The following is an 18,258-nucleotide window of genomic DNA, read 5'->3' on the forward strand; positions in this document are numbered from 1 at the left end:
TGACTAGGATAAGCACAGCTTATGTATGACACCCTCGGTGACCTGTCTCTGGATCTGCTCCGCGCCTTCGAATCTGCCGCCCGCCAGCGCAGTTTCACGGCGGCTGCCAATGAACTGGGTACAACGCAGCCTGCGATCAGCCAGCAGATAAAGCGTCTGGAGGAACAACTGGCGACGCGGTTGTTTGATCGCATCTATCGCGGCATTGAACTGACCGAGGCGGGCATGGTGCTTTTTCAGCAAGTTCAGCTCGGATTGCAGCATATCGATGCCGGTTTGAGCGCAATCAGCGCACAGCAGCAACATGAAGTGCTTCAGGTGGCCACTGACTTTGCCTTCGCGGCCTACTGGTTGATGCCGCGCCTGCACCGTTTTCACGCCGCCAATCCCCAGGTCGACGTGAGTTTGGTGACCAGTGAACGCAGTCATAACATGCTACGTACCGATATCGATGTAGCTGTACTGTTCGGTGATGGTCGCTTCAAACAGGGTGAAAGCCACTGGTTGTTCAGCGAGGAAGTGTTCCCCGTATGCAGCCCGCAATTGCTCAGTGAGCGACCGTTGCCCTTGCCGGCGCAGTCGTTGCTCGAGTTCCCGTTGTTGCACCTGCGCGGCGAGAACAGCAGCAACTGGTTCGACTGGAGCGGCGTCTTCCGCGAGTTGGGCATCACTTCGCCGCCGGCCCCGGGTCAGTTGCGTTTCGACAATTACACCTTGTTGATTCAGGCCGCGATTGGCGGACAGGGCGTGGCCATCGGCTGGCGTCACCTTGTGGATAACTTGCTGGCGCAAGGATTGTTGTGCCGACCGATTGCCGAAACGCTGATGTCCAGGCTGGGTTATTACGTGGTCTTGCCCCAGCGCAAACGACGCGGGGCATTGATCCAGCAATTTGTCGACTGGTTGATGGCCGAGCAGGCCAGCAGTGCGCAATCACTGTCGGGGCTTTCGTTTCCTTCGATTGCGGTGTGATGCTACGGCCCGGTTGTAGCGACGAAATTCACATGCTCACCCAGGTGCAGGTTCAACTGCATTTCATCGGCAATGCCCACGGCGACCCGATTCAGGCGATCAAGGGTTTCGGCCATGCCTGCTTCAAGGCTGCTGCTGACCTGGGTGAAGTGTTCCAGAGTCAGGCCCGCGACAGCCCAAGGCGCATTGACCATTGTCCATTGCAGGCGACTGCTTTGCAGAGCCTCGCGAATTTCTTCGGCCGCATGCAATTGCAGATGATCTTCCATCTCTGGATCGTCCAGTACGTCGAAATCGCCCACCAGAAACAACCGGGGTACGCCCGCCGCCTGCATGCCTTCAATCAGCGCATCCACGGCCAGTACCTGCTCCACCGGGCCGGGGACAATGGTTTTTTCCACGTATTCGCTGTTCAGCGGCAGCCCGGGGGCATCCAGTAAACAGAGGACGGCAGAGCCGCCGGCGACGCTTTGCTTGACCCGCTCGGCGTCGAACAGGTCGCCCTTCTTCGCCCGCAGTCCAGGGCGTGGCGCGAGCGTTGTCAGATCATTGAGGATGGCGATGACTTCGTGTTGGCGGCGCAGCATTTCAGCCATCAGCGCACTGCCCAAGCTACTCATGGCACCATAGAGCACCACTTTCACGGCTGGGGTTTCGGCATTTTTCATGGCTGGGCTCCCTGTTTTTCCCACGCATATAGTGTGTGACCGGTGGGACATCCCGGCGGTTCGAACAGGTTTCAGAGGGATTGAACATGCAACAGATCACGGGCTATCACGCCCACGTGTATTACGACGCCAATACCCTCGAGCAGGCGCGGGTCTTGTGTGAGCGGGCAGCACAGTTGTTTGCCCTGAAGATGGGGCGCATGCACGAGCGCCCGGTCGGGCCGCACCCGGACTGGAGTTGCCAATTGGCCTTCGAGCCGCAACTCATAGGCGAGGTGCTGCCCTGGCTGGCGCTCAATCGCCAGGGTCTGGTGGTGTTCCTGCACCCGGATACCGGCAACGATCTGCTCGACCACACCGAACATGCGATCTGGATGGGTGCAGTGCGTCCGTTGGACCTGTCTATTTTTTGATCAAAGGGTTTCTTCGGCTTCGCCGGGCAACTGTTCGTCCAGATGCAGCCAGGGCAGGCGGCTGTTGGTCCAGATGTGGCGCTCGGCCGGCGCCTGTTCCGGGTGATCGAGGGTGGCGATGGTCAGGTCAATGCTTTCCGGGCTCAGGTGCGTCATCAGGGCCAGTTGTGCACCACAGCGGCCGCAGAAATAGCGTGCGCAGGTGGCTGACGAGTCGTAACGGGTAGGTGTTCCGGCCAGCCACTGAAAGGCGGAGGCTGGAACAGTGATCCATGTAGTCACGATACCGCCGCTGACCCGCCGACAAATCGAGCAGTGGCAGTGGGCGATGTCGTGCAACGGGCCGTTGAATTGATAGCGCAGTTGCCCGCAGTGGCAGCCGCCGGTGTGAATATCGGTCATAGCTGTTCCCTCCTGATGCATCTGATCCAGACTCCAGTGAGCTTGCTCCGGGCGGCGTTCCGACGATGGCCTCAACCGGATGTAAAGCGCTGCCACTGTCCGACGACCGGTTGTACATCCGCCCAAAGCTTTCACTGGCGAAAGCTGGCTGAAAGCTTCCCCTATTAGGATCGCCACCACTACCGGCAACAGACCGGTTGGCCACGCGTGCGTTCGCTTGCACGTCAGGCCCAATTAACAACAACAATGGTGATTCTGATGTCCTCTTCTACCCGCCGCTTCGCTGCAACTCCACCCGTACGCCTCGTGCTTCCCGTTCTGCGCTGATCACGCCCGATCCGCCCATTCCCTAGCCGCGCTACGCCTGGAGTATTCCCATGCTGACTTTCCTTGGCTTTGCCATGGTCATCACGTTCATGTTCCTGATCATGACCAAGCGCCTGTCCGCGCTGATCGCCCTGATCATTATCCCGATTGCCTTCGCCCTGTTCGGCGGTTTTGCGCCGAAGATCGGCCCGATGATGCTCGAAGGCATCACCAAGCTCGCGCCGACTGGCGTGATGCTGATGTTCGCAATCCTGTACTTCGCCCTGATGATCGACTCTGGCCTGTTTGACCCGGCCGTGCGCAAGATCCTCAAAATGGTCAAGGGTGACCCGCTGAAAGTCTCGGTCGGCACTGCCGTGCTGGCGCTGGTGGTGTCCCTCGACGGTGACGGCGCGACCACCTACATGATCTGCGTGGCCGCCATGCTGCCGCTGTACAGCCGCATCGGCATGAGCCCGCGGATCATGGCCGGCCTGATCATTCTCGCCGGTGGCGTGATGAACATGACCCCGTGGGGCGGACCGACCGCCCGTGCCGCCAGTGCGTTGCACGTGGATCCGTCGGACATCTTCGTGCCGATGATCCCGGCGATGGCTGCCGGCGTGGTAGCGATCCTGGTCATCGCCTACTTCTATGGCATGCGTGAGCGTGCACGCCTGGGTGAGCTGCACCTGGTGACGGATGAAATCGATCACAGCGAAATCAGCGTCTCGCAGTTCCCGGATGCCCGTCGTCCGAAGCTGATCTGGTTCAACGGCCTGTTGACCCTGGCCTTGATGTGCACCCTGGTGGCCGGCCTGCTGCCGCTGCCGGTGCTGTTCATGGTGGCGTTCAGTATTGCCATGATCGTCAACTACCCTTGCCTGCAACAGCAGAAGGATCGCGTTTCGGCGCACGCCGGCAGTGTGTTGTCGGTGGTCAGCCTGATTTTCGCAGCGGGTATCTTTACCGGTATCCTGAGCGGCACCGGCATGGTCGACGCTATGTCGAAAAGCCTGCTGGCAGTGATTCCGGACTTCCTCGGCCCGTACCTGGCGGTGATCACGGCCCTGGTGAGCATGCCGTTCACGTTCTTCATGTCGAACGATGCATTTTATTACGGCGTGTTACCGGTACTTGCCGAAGCCGCCAGCCATTACGGTATAACCGCGGTTGAGATGGCACGTGCCTCGATCGTCGGTCAGCCCGTCCACCTGTTGAGCCCGCTGGTACCATCGACCTATCTGTTGGTAGCGCTGGCCGGTATCGATTTTGGTGATCACCAGCGCTTCACCCTCAAGTGGGCTGTGCTGGTGTGTATCTGCATCCTGATTGCTGCACTGTTGTTGGGGACTTTCCCGATGTTCAGCACTCTATAAGCCCAAGACTCACCATTTCGGGTCCAGGCTTTGCTGTTTGAAGCCCGGGCCCTTTTTGGTTTAACACTCGCTCAAAGGAATACACATGGAATGGCTGACCAACCCTGAAATCTGGGTTGCTTTCTTTACCCTGACCGCTCTGGAAATCGTTCTGGGCATCGATAACATCATCATGATTTCGATCCTGGTCAGCCGCATGCCCAAACACATGCAGGCGCGCACGCGCATCTTCGGTCTGGCGCTGGCGATGATCACGCGCATCCTGTTGCTGCTATCGATCACCTGGGTCATGCGCCTGACGGCCGACCTGTTCGTGCTGTTCGGCCAGGGCATTTCCGGGCGCGACCTGATCCTGTTCTTCGGTGGTCTGTTCCTCCTGTGGAAGAGCTCGCAAGAGATGTACCACGCGCTGGAAGGCGAAGACGAAACCAACGACGAGCCGAAGGGCAAGGGCGGCAATTTCCTCTACACCATCATCCAGATCGCGATCATCGACATCGTGTTCTCCCTGGACTCGGTGATCACCGCGGTGGGCATGGTCTCCCACGTGCCGGTCATGGTTGCGGCCATTGTCGTCGCTGTACTGGTGATGATGCTGGCGTCCGGCAAGATCAGCGAATTCATCGACAAGCACCCGTCGCTGAAGATGCTGGCGCTGTCGTTCCTGCTGATCGTCGGTACGGTGCTGATTGCCGAATCCTTCGACGTGCATGTGCCAAAAGGCTACGTCTACTTCGCCATGGCGTTCTCGCTGGCGGTGGAAGCGATCAACATCAAGATGCGCAGCGCGATTGCAAAAAAGAAGCAGCAGGACCCGGTGAAACTGCGCAAGGACATTCCGGGCCAGTAACCCGCAAGCGCTAGCGAAGCAAAACCTGTGGGAGCGAGCAGACTCGCTCCCACATTACGTTGTGCAGCGCATGAAGCTGTTTTCATGACGCTTTTGTTTCAATCCCTTCTTTAGCTATGCGATGCTGGCGCTCAGGCCGTCAGGCAACTACAGCTTAAGTATCAGAACCTAGAACGTTTCGCGGTACTTCAACTTGCTCCATTGGGGCGCTACACCACAGGGGGCCGGTATGCTCACCCTGCTCAATCTGCTCTCCGCCGTCGCCCTGCTGATCTGGGGCACGCACATCGTCCGAACCGGCATCCTGCGGGTGTACGGCACCAATCTGCGCCATGTCATCAGCCAGAACATGGCCAATCGCTGGCTGGCATTCATCTCGGGCATCGTGGTCACGGCCATGGTCCAGAGCAGCAACGCCACCGCCATGCTCGTTACGTCTTTCGTCGGCCAGGGCCTGATGGCGCTGACGCCGGCGCTGGTGACGATGCTCGGTGCGGATGTCGGTACAGCCTTGATGGCACGGGTGCTGACCTTCGATCTGTCGTGGCTATCGCCCCTGCTGATCTTCATCGGGGTGATTTTCTTCCTGTCGCGCAAACAGACCCGGCTCGGACAGATGGGCCGTGTCGCCATTGGTCTGGGATTGATCATCCTGGCACTGCAACTGATCGTCGAGGCGGCGCACCCAATCACCCACGCCAAGGGGGTCAAGGTGATTTTCGCCTCGCTGACCGGCGATATCCTCCTCGATGCGCTGGTTGGTGCGCTGTTCGCGATGATTTCCTACTCCAGCCTGGCGGCCGTCTTGCTCACTGCGACTCTGGCCGGCGCCAGCGTGATCAGCCTGCCAGTGGCCATCGGCCTGGTGATTGGTGCCAATATCGGCAGTGGTGTGCTCGCGTTCCTCAGCACCAGCATGCAGAACACCGCCGGGCGCCAGGTGGCGCTGGGCAGCCTGTTGTACAAGCTGATCGGCCTGCTGTTGATCATCCCGGTTCTGGACCCGCTGGCGCACTGGCTCGATGGCCTGGACTTCAGCCCTCAGGAACTGGTCATCGGCTTTCACCTGCTCTACAACACCGCACGTTGCCTGATCCTGGTGCCCAGCGTCGGGCCGATGGCGCGGTTCTGTGCCTGGGTGTTGCCGGAGCGCCCGCAAGCCAATGGCACCGCCAAACCCCGCCATCTGGACCCAACCGCGTTGGACACCCCGGGGCTTGCATTGGCCAACGCGGCGCGGGAGACCCTGCGCATGGGCGACCTGATCGACAGCATGCTCGAAGCCATGCTCGATGTGCTGCGTGGCAAACAAACGGCGGTGACCCAGGAAATGCGCCGCCTGACCGATGATGTCGAGTCGCTCTACAGCGCAATCAAGCTGTATCTGGCACAAATGCCCCGGGAAGACCTCAGCGACCAGGACAGCCGACGCTGGGCGGAAATCATCGAACTGGCGATCAACCTGAAACTCGCCAGCGACCTGATCGAGCGCATGCTGCGCAAGGTCCAGCAGCAGAAAACCTCCCAGCGCCGTTCTTTCTCAGAAACCGGACTGGATGAGCTGGTGGGCTTGCACAGCCAATTGATCTCCAATCTGCGGCTGGGCATGTCGGTGTTCCTCAGTGCCGATCCGGAGAGTGCCCGTCAGTTGCTGCGCGAGAAACGTCGTTTTCGCGCTCAGGAGCGGCGTCTGGCCCACGCCCATGTCAGCCGCTTGCAACGTAAAATCGTGCAAAGTATCGAAACCAGCTCCTTGCATCTGGAACTGATTGCCGACATGAAGCGCTTGAATTCGCTGTTCTGCAGCAGTGCCTACGTCGTGCTGGAAACCTCGGAGACCGGCGCCTTGGCCATTGAAGACTTGAACGACATCACGCATTCACCTTGAACGTCTGGCACAGTGGCCAGTCAGTACTACTGATTCAGCCGGAAGGTCATTCGTGAGTACGTCGGCCCGACTGACGACACGGATCGCCTATTGATTGCCTGGAAGCTCGTTATGCGTTGTCTGTTGTTCGCTTGTCTGTTGCTGGTTTCTCTTCCCTCGCTGGCCCTGGATCGCTTCCAGGTCGAGGGCTATACCCTGCGCAACGGCTTGCAGTTGCTGCTCAAACCCAGTGCTGATCGCGGGCATGTGGCGATCCGGCTGGTAGTTGGGGTGGGCCTGGATGATTTCAGCTGCGACGAAAAAGAGCTGCCGCACCTGCTAGAGCACCTCCTGTTCAGCGGCATCGACGCCAGCGGCGAAGGCGGCCTTGAAGAGCGCATGCAGGCACTGGGTGGCGAGTGGAACGCCTTCACCAGCAACGCCGACACCACCTTCGTCATCGAAGCCCCGGCGAAAAACCAGCGCAAGGTGCTCGACCTGCTGCTGGCCTTGCTGACCCAGACGCACTTCGACGACAACGCCATCAATGCCGCAAAGCAAGTGGTGGAGCGTGAGGATGGCGGCCACTACTCGCACCTGCAACGCTGGCTCGACCGCCAGGATCTTGGCCATACCGCCAGCAGCCAATTGGCGGTGGAACTGGGCCTCAAATGTGCCCAGCGCGCCGAAGTCGATAACCTGACCCGCGAACAGCTGGAGCGCGTGCGCAAGGACTGGTACGCGCCGAACAACATGACCCTGATCGTGGTCGGCGATCTCGACAAGTTGTTGCCGGCTTATCTGGAGCGGGCCTATGGCGCGCTGGAAGCGATCACGCCCAGCGAGCATCCGCCGCTGCCACAGATCGCCTCCAGCGCCGCCCATGAGCGGACCTTGACCCATGGCCTGGTCGGCAACGGGGCCAAACTGCACTGGTTGGTGCCTGAGCCCGTGCTGGAGGACGAACACGACGAAACCTTCGACCTGCTCAAGGACTACCTGGACTGGGCGCTCTACCGTGAGCTGCGCCTGGCCCACGGTCTGTCCTACGGTCCTTGGGCGGAGCGCGAAGTGTTCGGTGGTGTGGGTTTCATGAGCCTCAACGCCGACCTTGAGCGCGATGACGTGCCCGAGGCCGAGCAAGTGCTGGAGGACCTGAAGGCCAGGCTGCTCAAGGAGGGGTTGAACGCCGAGACCTTCAATCGCCTGAAAGAGGCTGCTATCGCCCGGCAGGCTTGGGCGGTGCAAGGCAACAGCGCGCTGGCCGATTACTATTGGGGGGCCATCGGCGACTACGAGGACGGTCGTTTCGCCGATCCGGCCCGGGAGCTGAAGGCCGTGACGCTGCAAGAGGCGAACAAGGCGGTGCGCGAGTTGCTGTTGCAGCCGGGTTACCTGCGGATCGAGAAGCCACTGTTCAGTTATGACCAATTGCTGTGGCTGGCGGCTGGGGCGTTGGGGATGTTGCTGCTCGGTCTGGTGGCATGGCGCTTCCATCGCAGGAAATAGGTTTTCCTTGTGGGAGCGAGCTTGCTCGCGATGGCGATCCGTCATTCAACGCTGATGTTGAAGCGAATGGCTTCATCGCGAGCAGGCTTGCTCCCACAGGTCGCGCGGTGCAGGTGAGTGCAAACCCTCGCCACACCGCCGCGCCAGCGGTACCCTGTTGAGGATTTTTCCTACGACTACTGTGAACCGCCCAATGCAAAACATGCCCCTTTTCGTACAGCGCATCCTCGACTTGATGAAGCGCTATCCCGGGGTCATTGCGCTCGGCGGTTTTATCTCAGGCGTTTGCAGTTTCATTCTGGTCGACCGGCAACAGGGCCTGGCGACCTGGATCACCACCATCATGCTGATCAGCTGGATCTGGCTGATGCTGGAAAACAGCCTGACTCAGTTGTTCACCCGTATTTTCAAGCGTGAAATCCCGCAGCCGCTGTTGCGCTACGCCACGCAGATGATCCATCAGGAAAGCCTGTTTTTCGTCCTGCCGTTCTTTTTCATCACGACGACCTGGAACAGCGGCCAGTTGTTTTTCACCGGCCTGCTGGGCATCGCGGCACTGATTTCGATCATCGACCCGCTCTATTACAAATGGCTGGCGCCGCGCCGTTGGGCATTCCTCGCCCTGCACACCCTGACCCTGTTCGCCGCGTTGCTCACCGCACTGCCGGTGATCCTGCACCTGACCACCGCGCAGAGCTTCAAATGGGCGCTGGGCATCGCGGTGCTGCTGTCGTTCCCGAGCCTGGCGTCGATTTTCCCGATCCGCACGTTGCGCAGCGCGCTGGCGATCCTCAGTATTACCCTGGGCATCGGTGCGGTCGGATGGGAGCTGCGTTCGTGGGTGCCGCCGGCCACCCTGTGGATGACCGACGTGGCGATCAGCACACAAATGCAGGACCGCACGCCCGGCGCCAGCCTTGATGAAGTCAGCGCCGAGCAGATTCGCAGCGGTGGTCTCTATGCCTACACTGCAATCAACGCGCCGCGCGGCCTCGACGAGCGCATTTATCACGTGTGGCAGTTCAACGGGAATGAGGTCGACCGTATCCCGCTGGACATCCACGGGGGCCGCAAGGAAGGTTACCGGGCCTGGACGCACAAGCAGAATTTCCCCGGTAACCCGGTCGGCAAGTGGCAAGTGCGGGTGCTGACTGAAGACGGTCAGGTGATCGGTGTGCTGCGCTTCGAGGTCAAGGACAGCACAGCGGTCAAAGAAAAGTAGCCCGGTTCGTGCTATTACGTAGGGCTGCGTTACCACCGAACAAGCACGGAGCTTATGATCAACAGCCCAATGGCCGGAAATGCCCAGCTAGACACTTCGCTTACGCCTGCGCGGTTGCGGGTGACAGGCGACTGGACGCTTGCCCATTACGCCGACCTCAAGCTGTTGAGCGAAAAACTTTACGGTCAGTACGACGCCGACACACCCATCGATCTCAATGGCCTCGGTGCCCTCGATACCGCAGGTGCGTCGTTACTGGTGGAGCTGCTGGGCTCCGAGCGAATCGGTCGTTCGGCGGAGCATCCCGATTGCACCCTTTCCGCTCCTGATCGTGCCCTGCTGCAGACGGTTTACTGCTCGCTGACCGATTTCTGCGTGCCAATCAAGGAACCGGAAATCAGCGTCACCGTGCAATTGCTGACCCGCATCGGCCGCGCAGTGGACACCGTCTGGCAGGACACCCTACAGCTGCTCGGTTTCGTCGGCCTGATCATCGAAACCATCGCCCGCGGCCTGTTCCGTCCAAAACGCTGGCGCATCACACCGACCATCGCGCACATCGAACAGACCGGTCTCGACGCCGCGCCTATCGTCGCACTGCTGACGTTTCTGGTCGGCGCAGTCGTGGCCTTCCTTGGCTCCACCGTGCTCGCGACCTTTGGCGCCACGGTCTTCACCGTCGACCTGGTGGGCTTCGCTTTCCTGCGCGAGTTCGGCGTGTTGCTGACCGCCATCCTCATGGCCGGGCGCACCGCCAGTGCGTTCACCGCGCAAATCGGTTCGATGAAGGCCAACGAAGAAATCGATGCCATCCGCACCCTGGGGCTCGACCCTGTGGAGCTGCTGGTGGTGCCCCGTGTGCTGGCGTTGCTGATCGCCCTGCCGATGCTGACATTCCTGGCCATGCTGTCGGGGATTATCGGTGGAGCCGTGGTCTGTGCGGTGGCGCTGGATATTTCACCGGCGATGTTCCTCTCGCTGCTGCAAACGGACATCGGCGTGCAGCATTTTCTGGTGGGGATCGTCAAAGCGCCGATCTTCGCCTTCCTGATCGCGGCGATCGGCTGCCTTGAAGGCTTCAAGGTCAGCGGCAGCGCCGAATCCGTTGGCGCTCACACCACCTCGAGCGTGGTGCAGTCAATCTTCGTCGTGATCGTGTTCGATGCGATTGCAGCGATGTTTTTCATGGAGATGGGCTGGTGAGTCGTCTACCCCGAGCGCCTGCCGAGGCGGTGATCGAAGTGCGTGGCCTGTGCAACCGCTTTGGCCGTCAGAGCGTGCACGAGAACCTCGATCTGGATTTGTACAAAGGCGAAATCCTTGCCGTGGTCGGCGGCTCCGGCAGCGGTAAATCCGTGCTGTTGCGCAGCATCGTCGGCTTGCGCCAGCCCAGCGAAGGCATGGTCAAGGTCTTCGGCAAGAACCTGCCGAGCTTGCCTGAGCACGAGCGTTCCATGATTGAGCGACGCTTTGGCGTGCTGTTTCAGAAGGGCGCGCTGTTTTCTTCGCTGACGGTGACCGAGAACGTGGCCTTGCCCCTGATCGAACACGCCGGCTTGAGCCGTGATGATGCCGAGCACCTGGCGGCTGTGAAGATGGCATTGGCCGGGTTGCCGCTGTCGGCGGCGGACAAATACCCCGCGTCGCTGTCCGGCGGCATGATCAAGCGTGCCGCATTGGCCCGGGCCCTGGCGCTTGATCCGGACATCCTGTTTCTCGATGAGCCTACCGCCGGCCTCGATCCGATCGGTGCGGCGCAGTTCGATCAGTTGATCCTGACCCTGCGTGATGCCCTGGGCCTGAGCGTTTTTCTGGTCACCCACGACCTCGACACGCTGTACACCATCACTGACCGGGTGGCGGTGCTGGCGCAGAAAAAAGTGTTGGTGGCGGACGCCATCGACAAGGTCTCGGAAACCAATGACCCGTGGATTCACGAGTATTTCCATGGCCCACGCGGCCGCGCGGCATTGACGGCCGCTCAACAGTTAAACGAGGTCTGACATGGAAACCCGAGCCCATCATGTATTGATCGGCCTGTTCACCGTGATCGTGGTGACGGCCGCGCTGTTGTTCGGACTGTGGCTGGCCAAGTCGAGCGTCGACACCGAGTTCAAGGACTACGAAGTGGTGTTCAACGAGGCAGTCAGCGGTCTGTCCAAGGGCAGCTCCGTGCAGTACAGCGGGATCAAGGTCGGCGACGTGATTTCGTTGCGCCTGGACCCGAAGGACCCGCGCCGGGTGCTGGCGCGGATTCGCCTGGCCGGTGATACCCCGGTCAAGGAAGACACCAATGCCAAGCTGGCCCTGACCGGAGTGACCGGCACCTCGATCATCCAGCTCAGCGGTGGCACGCCCCAGAGTCCGAAGCTGCGCGGCAAGGACGGTAACCTGCCGACCATCGTCGCCTCGCCTTCACCCATCGCGCGTCTGCTCAATGACAGCAACGACCTGATGTCTGGTGTGAACACGCTGATGCAGAACGCCAATCTGTTGTTCTCCACCGAAAACATCGAGCGCATCAGCAACACGTTGGAGCACCTGGAGCAAGCCACCGGAGCGGTGGCCGATCAGAAAGACGATATCCGTCAGGCCATGAAGCAACTGGCGTCGGTGGGCAAACAAGCCAACAACATGCTGGAACAGACCAGCGCGTTGATGCGCACCGCCAACGGCTTGCTCAACGATAACGGCAAGCAGATGTTCGGCAGCGCCGAGCAGGCCATGAAATCCCTGGAAGAAAGCAGTGCCACCCTCAACAAGCTGCTGGCCAGAAACGAGGATTCGATCAACAGCGGCATGCAGGGGCTCAGTGGCCTGGGCCCGGCCGTGCGCGAAATGCGCGAGACCTTGACCTCGTTGCGCGCCATTACCAAACGCCTGGAGGCCAACCCCAGCGGTTACCTGCTGGGCAGTGACAAGACCAAGGAATTCACGCCATGACGCTGACCCGTATTGCCTTGCTCGCCGGCTTCATGCTGATCAGTTCCTGCTCGATCCTGCCCAAGCAAGAACCGTTCGACGTTTATCGCCTGCCCTCCGCTGCAACCAGCGCACCCGCCAGCCGTGGCGCGCCGCAACACTGGTCGCTGCGCCTGACCAAGCTGCAATCGAGCGAGGCGTTGAACAGCCCGAACATCGCGGTGATTCCCCAGGGCGATGTGATCAGCCACTACAAGGGCTCGCGTTGGAGCGACCCGGCGCCGGTGCTGGTGCGCAATCGTCTGCTGGAGGGATTTCAGCATGACGGCAGGGTCTCGCTGGTGAGCACTGACGACAGCATTTTCCAGACCGATCTGGAATTGGGTGGCAGCCTGCAAGCTTTCCAGACCGAATACCAGGGCGCGAATGCCAGTGTGGTGGTGCGCCTGGATGCCTTGTTGGTGCGCAGCTATGACCAGCGCCTGCTGGCCAGCCGCCGCTTCGAAGTGCGCCAGCCGGTCAGCGCTGTGCAGGTCCCGGCGGTGGTGTCTGCGTTCGGTCAGGCCAATGATCAGTTGACCGCACAGGTTGTAAGCTGGGCGGTGGAGCAAGGGCAGAAGCTGGCGCCGCCACCCAGACCTTGAGGATGCATGCCGTCCCCTGTGGGAGCGATCTTGCTCGCGATGAGGGAGTGTCAGTCGACATCGATGCTTCCTGATGCACCGCCCTAGCAAGCAATCCCGCTCCCACAAGGGGTTAGGGGTGGCTCAACTATCGTTGCAAAAACGCCCGATGCAGCGCGTCCAGCGTTTCAAAATGAAAAGCCGGCGCTTCGGCGCTCAACTCTTCGTGGCTGCCAAAGCCATAGCCCACCGCCGCGGCGTCCAGGCCATTGCTGCGCGCGCCGATCAGGTCGTGCTTGCGGTCGCCGATCATCAGCGTATCGGTCGGGTCCAGGCCCTCTTCGGCCATCAAGTGAGCGATCAGCTCGACCTTGTTGGTGCGGGTACCGTCCAGTTCGCTGCCGTAGATCACTTTGAAGTGTTTGGCGAAATCGAAATGCCGGGCGATTTCGCGGGCGAACACCCAGGGTTTCGAGGTGGCAATGTACAGCTGCCGGCCTTGTCCGTTCAGGGTTTCCAGCAGCGGCGTGACACCGTCGAATACGCGGTTTTCGTACAGCCCGGTGACTTTGAAGCGCTCGCGATAAAAGTTCACCGCTTCCCAGGCCTTGGCTTCGTCGAAGGCATAGAACTGCATGAACGCCTGCAACAGCGGCGGGCCGATGAAGTGCTCGAGTTTGCTCAGGTCGGGCTCATCGATACCCAGTTTGCTCAGGGCGAACTGGATCGAGCGGGTGATGCCTTCGCGCGGGTCGGTCAGGGTGCCGTCGAGGTCGAATAAAACGGTTTGGTAATGCATGAAAAATCCTGGGCAGTAGCGAGACGGTTCAGATCTGGTCGTAGCCTTCGGCCAGGTGCAGGTCCTTGAGCTTGACGTAGTTCGCCGCGCTGTAGGTGAAAAAGGCCTGTTCCTTGTCGGTCAGCGGGCGGATCTGTTTCACCGGGCTGCCGACGTACAGGAAGCCACTTTGCAGACGCTTGCCCGGTGGCACCAGGCTACCGGCGCCGATGATCACGTCATCCTCGACCACCGCGCCATCCATGACGATGCTGCCCATGCCGATCAGCACCCGGCTGCCGACGGTGCAGCCGTGCAGCATGACCTTGTGGGCGATGGTCACGTCATCGCCGATCAGCAGTGGAAAACCATCGGGATTGAACGGGCCTGCATGGGTGATGTGCAGCACGCAGCCATCCTGGACGCTGGTACGCGTACCGATGCGGATGCAGTGCATGTCGCCGCGGATCACCGTCAGAGGCCAGACCGAGCTGTCCTCGCCGATCTCGACGTCACCGATCACCACTGCCGAACGGTCGACAAAGGCGCCTTTGCCCAGCTGTGGCGTATGGTTCTGATACTTGCGAAGGTTCACGATAGTGTTTCTCTCTGTCGCTGATAGCTGCGGTGAGCGTCGATTGTAATTAAGATGGTTGCATGTTTCTTCAGCCAAGGTGCCAACGTGAGCGTGAACAACCCTCTTTTGCAGTCCTATGACCTGCCGCCGTTCTCCGCGATCCGTGCCGAACATGTGCAACCGGCCATCGAACAGATCCTGGCTGACAACCGCGCCGCCATTGTCGAAATCCTCAAAACCCAGGGCAAACAGCCTACCTGGGCTGGCCTCGTACTGGCGATGGACGAGCTGAACGATCGCCTGGGCGCAGCCTGGAGCCCGGTCAGTCACCTCAACGCCGTGTGCAACAGCGCCGAACTGCGCGAAGCTTATGAGTCGTGCCTGCCGGCCCTGAGCGCCTATTCCACCGAAATGGGCCAGAACCGCGAGCTGTTCCAGGCCTTCGATGCCCTGGCCAACAGCCCGGAAGCCGCCGGTTTCGACGTGGCGCAGAAAACCATCCTGGAACACTCCCTGCGTGATTTCCGTCTGTCGGGTATCGACCTGCCGGAAGCCGAGCAGAAGCGCTATGCCGAAGTGCAAAGTAAACTGTCGGAACTGGGCAGCCGTTTCTCCAACCAGTTGCTCGACGCCACCCAGGCGTGGACCAAGCACATCACCGATGAAGCCGTCCTCGCCGGCCTGACCGATTCGGCCAAGGCGCAAATGGCGGCCGCTGCCCAGGCCAAGAACCTCGACGGCTGGCTGATCACCCTGGAATTCCCGAGCTACTACGCGGTGATGACCTACGCCCAGGACCGTGCACTGCGTGAAGAAGTCTACGCGGCCTACTGCACCCGCGCGTCGGACCAGGGGCCGAATGCTGGCCAGAACGACAATGGCCCGGTCATGGAAGAGATCCTCGACCTGCGCCAGGAACTGGCCAAGCTGTTGGGCTTCGCCAGTTTCTCCGAGCTGAGCCTGGCAACCAAGATGGCCGAATCCAGCGATCAGGTGCTGAGCTTCCTGCGTGACCTGGCCAAGCGCAGCAAACCGTTCGCCGCCCAGGACCTGGAGCAACTCAAGGCCTACGCGGCCGAACAAGGCTGCGCAGACCTGCAAAGCTGGGACAGCGGTTTCTACGGGGAAAAACTCCGCGAACAACGCTACAGCGTGGCCCAGGAAGCCCTGCGTGCCTACTTCCCGATCGACAAGGTATTGAGCGGCCTGTTCGCCATTGTGCAGCGTCTGTACGGCATCGAAATCGCCGAACAGAAAGGTTTCGACACCTGGCACCCGGATGTCCGCCTGTTCGAAATCAAGGAAAACGGCCAGCACGTCGGCCGCTTCTTCTTCGACCTCTATGCCCGCGCCAACAAGCGTGGCGGCGCCTGGATGGACGGTGCTCGCGACCGTCGCCGCACCGCCGGTGGCGTTCTGCAAAGCCCGGTGGCGAACCTGGTGTGCAACTTCACCCCGGCCGACAGCGGCAAGCCTGCGCTGCTGACCCACGATGAAGTGACCACCCTGTTCCACGAATTCGGCCATGGCCTGCATCACCTGCTGACCCGCGTCGAGCATGCCGGCGTGTCCGGCATCAATGGCGTGGCCTGGGATGCGGTCGAGCTGCCAAGCCAGTTCATGGAAAACTGGTGCTGGGAGCCGGAAGGCCTGGCGCTGATTTCCGGTCACTATGAAACTGGCGAGCCTCTGCCTCAGGACCTGCTCGGGAAAATGCTCGCGGCGAAAAACTTCCAGTCCGGCCTGATGATGGTTCGCCAGCTGGAGTTCTCGCTGTTCGACTTCGAACTGCACGCCACCCACGGCGACGGCCGCAGCGTGCTGCAAGTGCTCGAAGGCGTGCGTGACGAAGTGTCGGTGATGCGTCCGCCAGCCTACAACCGCTTCCCCAACAGTTTTGCGCACATCTTCGCCGGCGGTTACGCCGCGGGTTACTACAGCTATAAGTGGGCTGAAGTGCTCTCGGCCGACGCCTTTTCGAAGTTTGAAGAGGAAGGTGTGCTCAACGCCGAGACCGGCCGAGCATTCCGTGAGGCGATCCTGGCGCGCGGCGGTTCCCAGGATCCGATGGTGCTGTTCGTCGACTTCCGTGGCCGTGAGCCGTCGATTGACGCACTCTTGCGCCACAGCGGCCTGAGTGAGGACGCGGCAGCATGAGTGAGGGGCCTGTGATTACGAAAAAACGCTTTATTGCCGGGGCGGTCTGCCCGGCATGCAGCGAGCCGGACAAGTTGATGATGTGGAACGAAGACCAGGTCCCGCACCGTGAGTGCGTGGCCTGTGGTTACTCCGACACGCTCAATGAACAAGGCTTGTCGGTGCCCAAGGAGCTGGGCACGCGGGTCAATACCACCGCGCCCAAAGTGGCCGACACCAAGGTTCAGGCGGTTCAGTTCTTCCCGAACCCCAAACTGAAGAAAAAGCCGGACTGATTATGTTGCGGTAACAAAAAAGCCCCCATTGCATGGGGGCTTTTTTTATTCGATATGCGCCGACTTGAACCAGCTCTTCATCGAGCAGGCAGCGAACGGGCTGGTGCTGCAATCACCGTTTGCCAGGGCCGTGCGCAGCTTGTCCACATCGGCTTTCATCATGTAGCGAATGCCGTCCTTGAAGTGGGTGCTATCACCGAAACCACCTTGGGTCATTTCATTCAGTGCATCTTCCTTGCTCCAGCCCTGTACGACAACCCGGTACATGGCTGCCATCAAGCCCGTGCGATCGGAACCGTGCTTGCAGTGCATCAGGACCGGGCCTTTGGCTTCGGCGGTCTGAATGGCACGCAAGGCCTTCAAGACGTCGGCGTCGTCCACGTGGTTGGTGCGATAAGGCAGCTGCACCTGATCAATGCCCGGTGTCGCCAGCCAGTTGGCGTCTGATTCCGGCAGAAAGGTGATCACTGTTCCGACTTTCAGTTTCTCCAGCAGCGGCACGGCACTTTTGTCGGGCAAGGCACTGCGATAGAGCGTCGGGGACATCTGGAACAGATTGTATTTCGGCTCGACGGATTGAGCCCACTCTGGAGAGCGCGTCAGCGTGCTGTCGTCGGCGAAGGCTGGCGTCAGGCTGAAAAGTGCGACGAGCGAAAGAAACATCGCCGGGATAAGGCGTGGAAGTGGCATGTGCGGGTGACCGTTCGAAAAAGGGACGGGAAGACGCTGGCAAGCATGCGTGCTGTTCGGTCAAAGGCCTGTGAGCTGATTGTCAAAGAATCGTGAAGCTGTGGGTCTGATGCGGTTTCTACAGGGCTAATAGTGAGTGCTGGAACAATACAACTCCAGTTGAATGCGACTCAACTGGAGTTGGTTATCTTTTTTTTCATCTTTGATTATGGGTTGGCAATGCTGGCATAGGCCTTCGCCAAGGCCAGAAGTTTCGCCTTGTCGTCGGCATCGATATCGCCATCACCATCAATATCTTTGTTGATATTCCTGATGTTGAAAGATTGCCCGCCATCGTAAGAGGATGCAATGAGCGTGGTGGAGTCCAGTAATGCGGTGGTTTCCTGCGCACTCTCAGGATCCCAGCCTTCTTCTTTCAAGGAAAACTGCATTGAAACCATAATTTCTTTCGGGTTGACGATGGTAGGTCCAAGCTTCTGCAAAAATATACCGCGTCGATTGAAAAACGACATAATAAGATTCTCTTATTTGATAAATGGTTTAGGCGTTGCGAGACTGACAATAACGACAATTTGCATCTATCAACCTGGGCTCCAGCCGGTCCTTGCCGACCGATAGAGCAGGAATACAAAACCTCCCCGGTTGAGC

19 protein-coding genes are annotated in these 18,258 nt (G+C 60.1%); 13 read left to right on the forward strand and 6 right to left on the reverse strand.

Annotation, left to right across the window (positions count from 1 at the left end; translation table 11 throughout):
* The first annotated feature begins 21 nt into the window (after nucleotides 1-21).
* Complete coding sequence (locus EIY72_RS07245) at nucleotides 22-972, forward strand: choline sulfate utilization transcriptional regulator (protein WP_093228253.1); 951 nt, start codon at nucleotides 22-24, stop codon at nucleotides 970-972.
* A 2-nt stretch (nucleotides 973-974) separates the two neighbouring features.
* On the opposite strand, the gene EIY72_RS07250 is transcribed toward EIY72_RS07245, so the two are convergent.
* Nucleotides 975-1,640 (reverse strand): NAD(P)-dependent oxidoreductase, encoded by a 666-nt coding sequence (locus EIY72_RS07250; protein ID WP_093228250.1) that lies wholly within the window; start codon nucleotides 1,638-1,640, stop codon nucleotides 975-977.
* Between the two features lie 86 nt (nucleotides 1,641-1,726).
* On the opposite strand from EIY72_RS07250, the gene EIY72_RS07255 reads away from it, so the two are divergent.
* Nucleotides 1,727-2,053: a DOPA 4,5-dioxygenase family protein gene (locus EIY72_RS07255; RefSeq protein ID WP_093228248.1), complete on the forward strand. Its 327-nt coding sequence runs from the start codon at nucleotides 1,727-1,729 to the stop codon at nucleotides 2,051-2,053.
* Here the strand turns inward: EIY72_RS07255 and EIY72_RS07260 are convergent, their stop codons facing one another.
* Nucleotides 2,054-2,455 (reverse strand): GFA family protein, encoded by a 402-nt coding sequence (locus EIY72_RS07260; protein WP_093228243.1) that lies wholly within the window; start codon nucleotides 2,453-2,455, stop codon nucleotides 2,054-2,056.
* Between the two features lie 377 nt (nucleotides 2,456-2,832).
* Between EIY72_RS07260 and EIY72_RS07265 the strand changes: the two genes are divergently transcribed.
* The 9 genes from EIY72_RS07265 to EIY72_RS07305 all read left to right on the forward strand — a co-directional run bounded on the left by EIY72_RS07265 (nucleotide 2,833) and on the right by EIY72_RS07305 (nucleotide 13,154).
* Nucleotides 2,833-4,140 carry a CitMHS family transporter gene (locus EIY72_RS07265; RefSeq protein WP_093228240.1) on the forward strand — a complete coding sequence of 436 codons (1,308 nt, stop codon included), beginning with the start codon at nucleotides 2,833-2,835 and terminating at the stop codon, nucleotides 4,138-4,140.
* An 85-nt stretch (nucleotides 4,141-4,225) separates the two neighbouring features.
* Nucleotides 4,226-4,990, forward strand: a complete 765-nt coding sequence (locus EIY72_RS07270) for a TerC family protein (RefSeq protein ID WP_093228237.1) — start codon at nucleotides 4,226-4,228, stop codon at nucleotides 4,988-4,990.
* Nucleotides 4,991-5,219: 229 nt separating this feature from the next.
* Complete coding sequence (locus EIY72_RS07275; RefSeq protein ID WP_093228235.1) at nucleotides 5,220-6,878, forward strand: Na/Pi cotransporter family protein; 1,659 nt, start codon at nucleotides 5,220-5,222, stop codon at nucleotides 6,876-6,878.
* A 111-nt stretch (nucleotides 6,879-6,989) separates the two neighbouring features.
* The gene (locus tag EIY72_RS07280; protein WP_093228232.1) at nucleotides 6,990-8,366 is read left to right on the forward strand and encodes a M16 family metallopeptidase; all 1,377 of its coding nucleotides are present in this window, start codon (nucleotides 6,990-6,992) and stop codon (nucleotides 8,364-8,366) included.
* Nucleotides 8,367-8,559: 193 nt separating this feature from the next.
* Nucleotides 8,560-9,588: a DUF5924 family protein gene (locus EIY72_RS07285; protein ID WP_093228229.1), complete on the forward strand. Its 1,029-nt coding sequence runs from the start codon at nucleotides 8,560-8,562 to the stop codon at nucleotides 9,586-9,588.
* 54 nt (nucleotides 9,589-9,642) lie between these two features.
* Nucleotides 9,643-10,791 (forward strand): ABC transporter permease, encoded by a 1,149-nt coding sequence (locus EIY72_RS07290; RefSeq protein WP_093228226.1) that lies wholly within the window; start codon nucleotides 9,643-9,645, stop codon nucleotides 10,789-10,791.
* Nucleotides 10,788-11,591: an ABC transporter ATP-binding protein gene (locus EIY72_RS07295; protein ID WP_093228223.1), complete on the forward strand. Its 804-nt coding sequence runs from the start codon at nucleotides 10,788-10,790 to the stop codon at nucleotides 11,589-11,591. Before EIY72_RS07290 ends, EIY72_RS07295 begins: the two co-directional genes overlap by 4 nt.
* A 1-nt stretch (nucleotide 11,592) precedes the next feature.
* The gene (locus tag EIY72_RS07300) at nucleotides 11,593-12,531 is read left to right on the forward strand and encodes an MlaD family protein (RefSeq protein ID WP_093228220.1); all 939 of its coding nucleotides are present in this window, start codon (nucleotides 11,593-11,595) and stop codon (nucleotides 12,529-12,531) included.
* Entirely contained in the window at nucleotides 12,528-13,154 is a 627-nt protein-coding gene (locus EIY72_RS07305) for an ABC-type transport auxiliary lipoprotein family protein (RefSeq protein ID WP_093228217.1), read from the forward strand. Before EIY72_RS07300 ends, EIY72_RS07305 begins: the two co-directional genes overlap by 4 nt.
* A gap of 127 nt (nucleotides 13,155-13,281) precedes the next feature.
* Here EIY72_RS07305 and EIY72_RS07315 read toward each other — a convergent pair whose 3' ends face one another.
* Nucleotides 13,282-13,932: an HAD family hydrolase gene (locus EIY72_RS07315; RefSeq protein WP_093228214.1), complete on the reverse strand. Its 651-nt coding sequence runs from the start codon at nucleotides 13,930-13,932 to the stop codon at nucleotides 13,282-13,284.
* A 28-nt stretch (nucleotides 13,933-13,960) separates the two neighbouring features.
* Complete coding sequence (locus EIY72_RS07320; protein WP_093228211.1) at nucleotides 13,961-14,506, reverse strand: gamma carbonic anhydrase family protein; 546 nt, start codon at nucleotides 14,504-14,506, stop codon at nucleotides 13,961-13,963.
* Between the two features lie 54 nt (nucleotides 14,507-14,560).
* Between EIY72_RS07320 and prlC the strand changes: the two genes are divergently transcribed.
* A complete protein-coding gene (prlC, locus tag EIY72_RS07325; RefSeq protein WP_197678808.1) occupies nucleotides 14,561-16,645 on the forward strand; it encodes an oligopeptidase A in 2,085 nt (694 codons plus the stop codon).
* A complete protein-coding gene (locus EIY72_RS07330) occupies nucleotides 16,642-16,920 on the forward strand; it encodes a YheV family putative zinc ribbon protein (protein ID WP_093228208.1) in 279 nt (92 codons plus the stop codon). Before prlC ends, EIY72_RS07330 begins: the two co-directional genes overlap by 4 nt.
* A 45-nt stretch (nucleotides 16,921-16,965) precedes the next feature.
* Here the strand turns inward: EIY72_RS07330 and EIY72_RS07335 are convergent, their stop codons facing one another.
* Together EIY72_RS07335 and EIY72_RS07340 are read right to left on the reverse strand one after the other, a co-directional pair.
* Nucleotides 16,966-17,610, reverse strand: coding sequence for a phosphatase domain-containing protein (locus EIY72_RS07335; protein WP_093228206.1), 645 nt, complete (start codon nucleotides 17,608-17,610; stop codon nucleotides 16,966-16,968).
* Nucleotides 17,611-17,816: 206 nt separating this feature from the next.
* The gene (locus EIY72_RS07340; RefSeq protein WP_093228203.1) at nucleotides 17,817-18,122 is read right to left on the reverse strand and encodes a hypothetical protein; all 306 of its coding nucleotides are present in this window, start codon (nucleotides 18,120-18,122) and stop codon (nucleotides 17,817-17,819) included.
* Nucleotides 18,123-18,258: the final 136 nt, after the last annotated feature.

This window comes from Pseudomonas vancouverensis, assembly GCF_004348895.1.
Lineage (GTDB): Bacteria > Pseudomonadota > Gammaproteobacteria > Pseudomonadales > Pseudomonadaceae > Aquipseudomonas > Aquipseudomonas vancouverensis.

What these genes read in the sequence shown, in the direction of transcription:
- EIY72_RS07245 (WP_093228253.1), top strand. Translation starts at nt 22, where the DNA reads ATGTATGACACCCTCGGTGACCTGTCTCTGGATCTGCTCCGCGCCTTC.
- EIY72_RS07250 (WP_093228250.1), bottom strand. Translation starts at nt 1,640, where the DNA reads ATGAAAAATGCCGAAACCCCAGCCGTGAAAGTGGTGCTCTATGGTGCC.
- EIY72_RS07255 (WP_093228248.1), top strand. Translation starts at nt 1,727, where the DNA reads ATGCAACAGATCACGGGCTATCACGCCCACGTGTATTACGACGCCAAT.
- EIY72_RS07260 (WP_093228243.1), bottom strand. Translation starts at nt 2,455, where the DNA reads ATGACCGATATTCACACCGGCGGCTGCCACTGCGGGCAACTGCGCTAT.
- EIY72_RS07265 (WP_093228240.1), top strand. Translation starts at nt 2,833, where the DNA reads ATGCTGACTTTCCTTGGCTTTGCCATGGTCATCACGTTCATGTTCCTG.
- EIY72_RS07270 (WP_093228237.1), top strand. Translation starts at nt 4,226, where the DNA reads ATGGAATGGCTGACCAACCCTGAAATCTGGGTTGCTTTCTTTACCCTG.
- EIY72_RS07275 (WP_093228235.1), top strand. Translation starts at nt 5,220, where the DNA reads ATGCTCACCCTGCTCAATCTGCTCTCCGCCGTCGCCCTGCTGATCTGG.
- EIY72_RS07280 (WP_093228232.1), top strand. Translation starts at nt 6,990, where the DNA reads ATGCGTTGTCTGTTGTTCGCTTGTCTGTTGCTGGTTTCTCTTCCCTCG.
- EIY72_RS07285 (WP_093228229.1), top strand. Translation starts at nt 8,560, where the DNA reads ATGCAAAACATGCCCCTTTTCGTACAGCGCATCCTCGACTTGATGAAG.
- EIY72_RS07290 (WP_093228226.1), top strand. Translation starts at nt 9,643, where the DNA reads ATGATCAACAGCCCAATGGCCGGAAATGCCCAGCTAGACACTTCGCTT.
- EIY72_RS07300 (WP_093228220.1), top strand. Translation starts at nt 11,593, where the DNA reads ATGGAAACCCGAGCCCATCATGTATTGATCGGCCTGTTCACCGTGATC.
- EIY72_RS07305 (WP_093228217.1), top strand. Translation starts at nt 12,528, where the DNA reads ATGACGCTGACCCGTATTGCCTTGCTCGCCGGCTTCATGCTGATCAGT.
- EIY72_RS07315 (WP_093228214.1), bottom strand. Translation starts at nt 13,932, where the DNA reads ATGCATTACCAAACCGTTTTATTCGACCTCGACGGCACCCTGACCGAC.
- prlC (WP_197678808.1), top strand. Translation starts at nt 14,561, where the DNA reads ATGGTTGCATGTTTCTTCAGCCAAGGTGCCAACGTGAGCGTGAACAAC.
- EIY72_RS07330 (WP_093228208.1), top strand. Translation starts at nt 16,642, where the DNA reads ATGAGTGAGGGGCCTGTGATTACGAAAAAACGCTTTATTGCCGGGGCG.
- EIY72_RS07335 (WP_093228206.1), bottom strand. Translation starts at nt 17,610, where the DNA reads ATGCCACTTCCACGCCTTATCCCGGCGATGTTTCTTTCGCTCGTCGCA.
- EIY72_RS07340 (WP_093228203.1), bottom strand. Translation starts at nt 18,122, where the DNA reads ATGTCGTTTTTCAATCGACGCGGTATATTTTTGCAGAAGCTTGGACCT.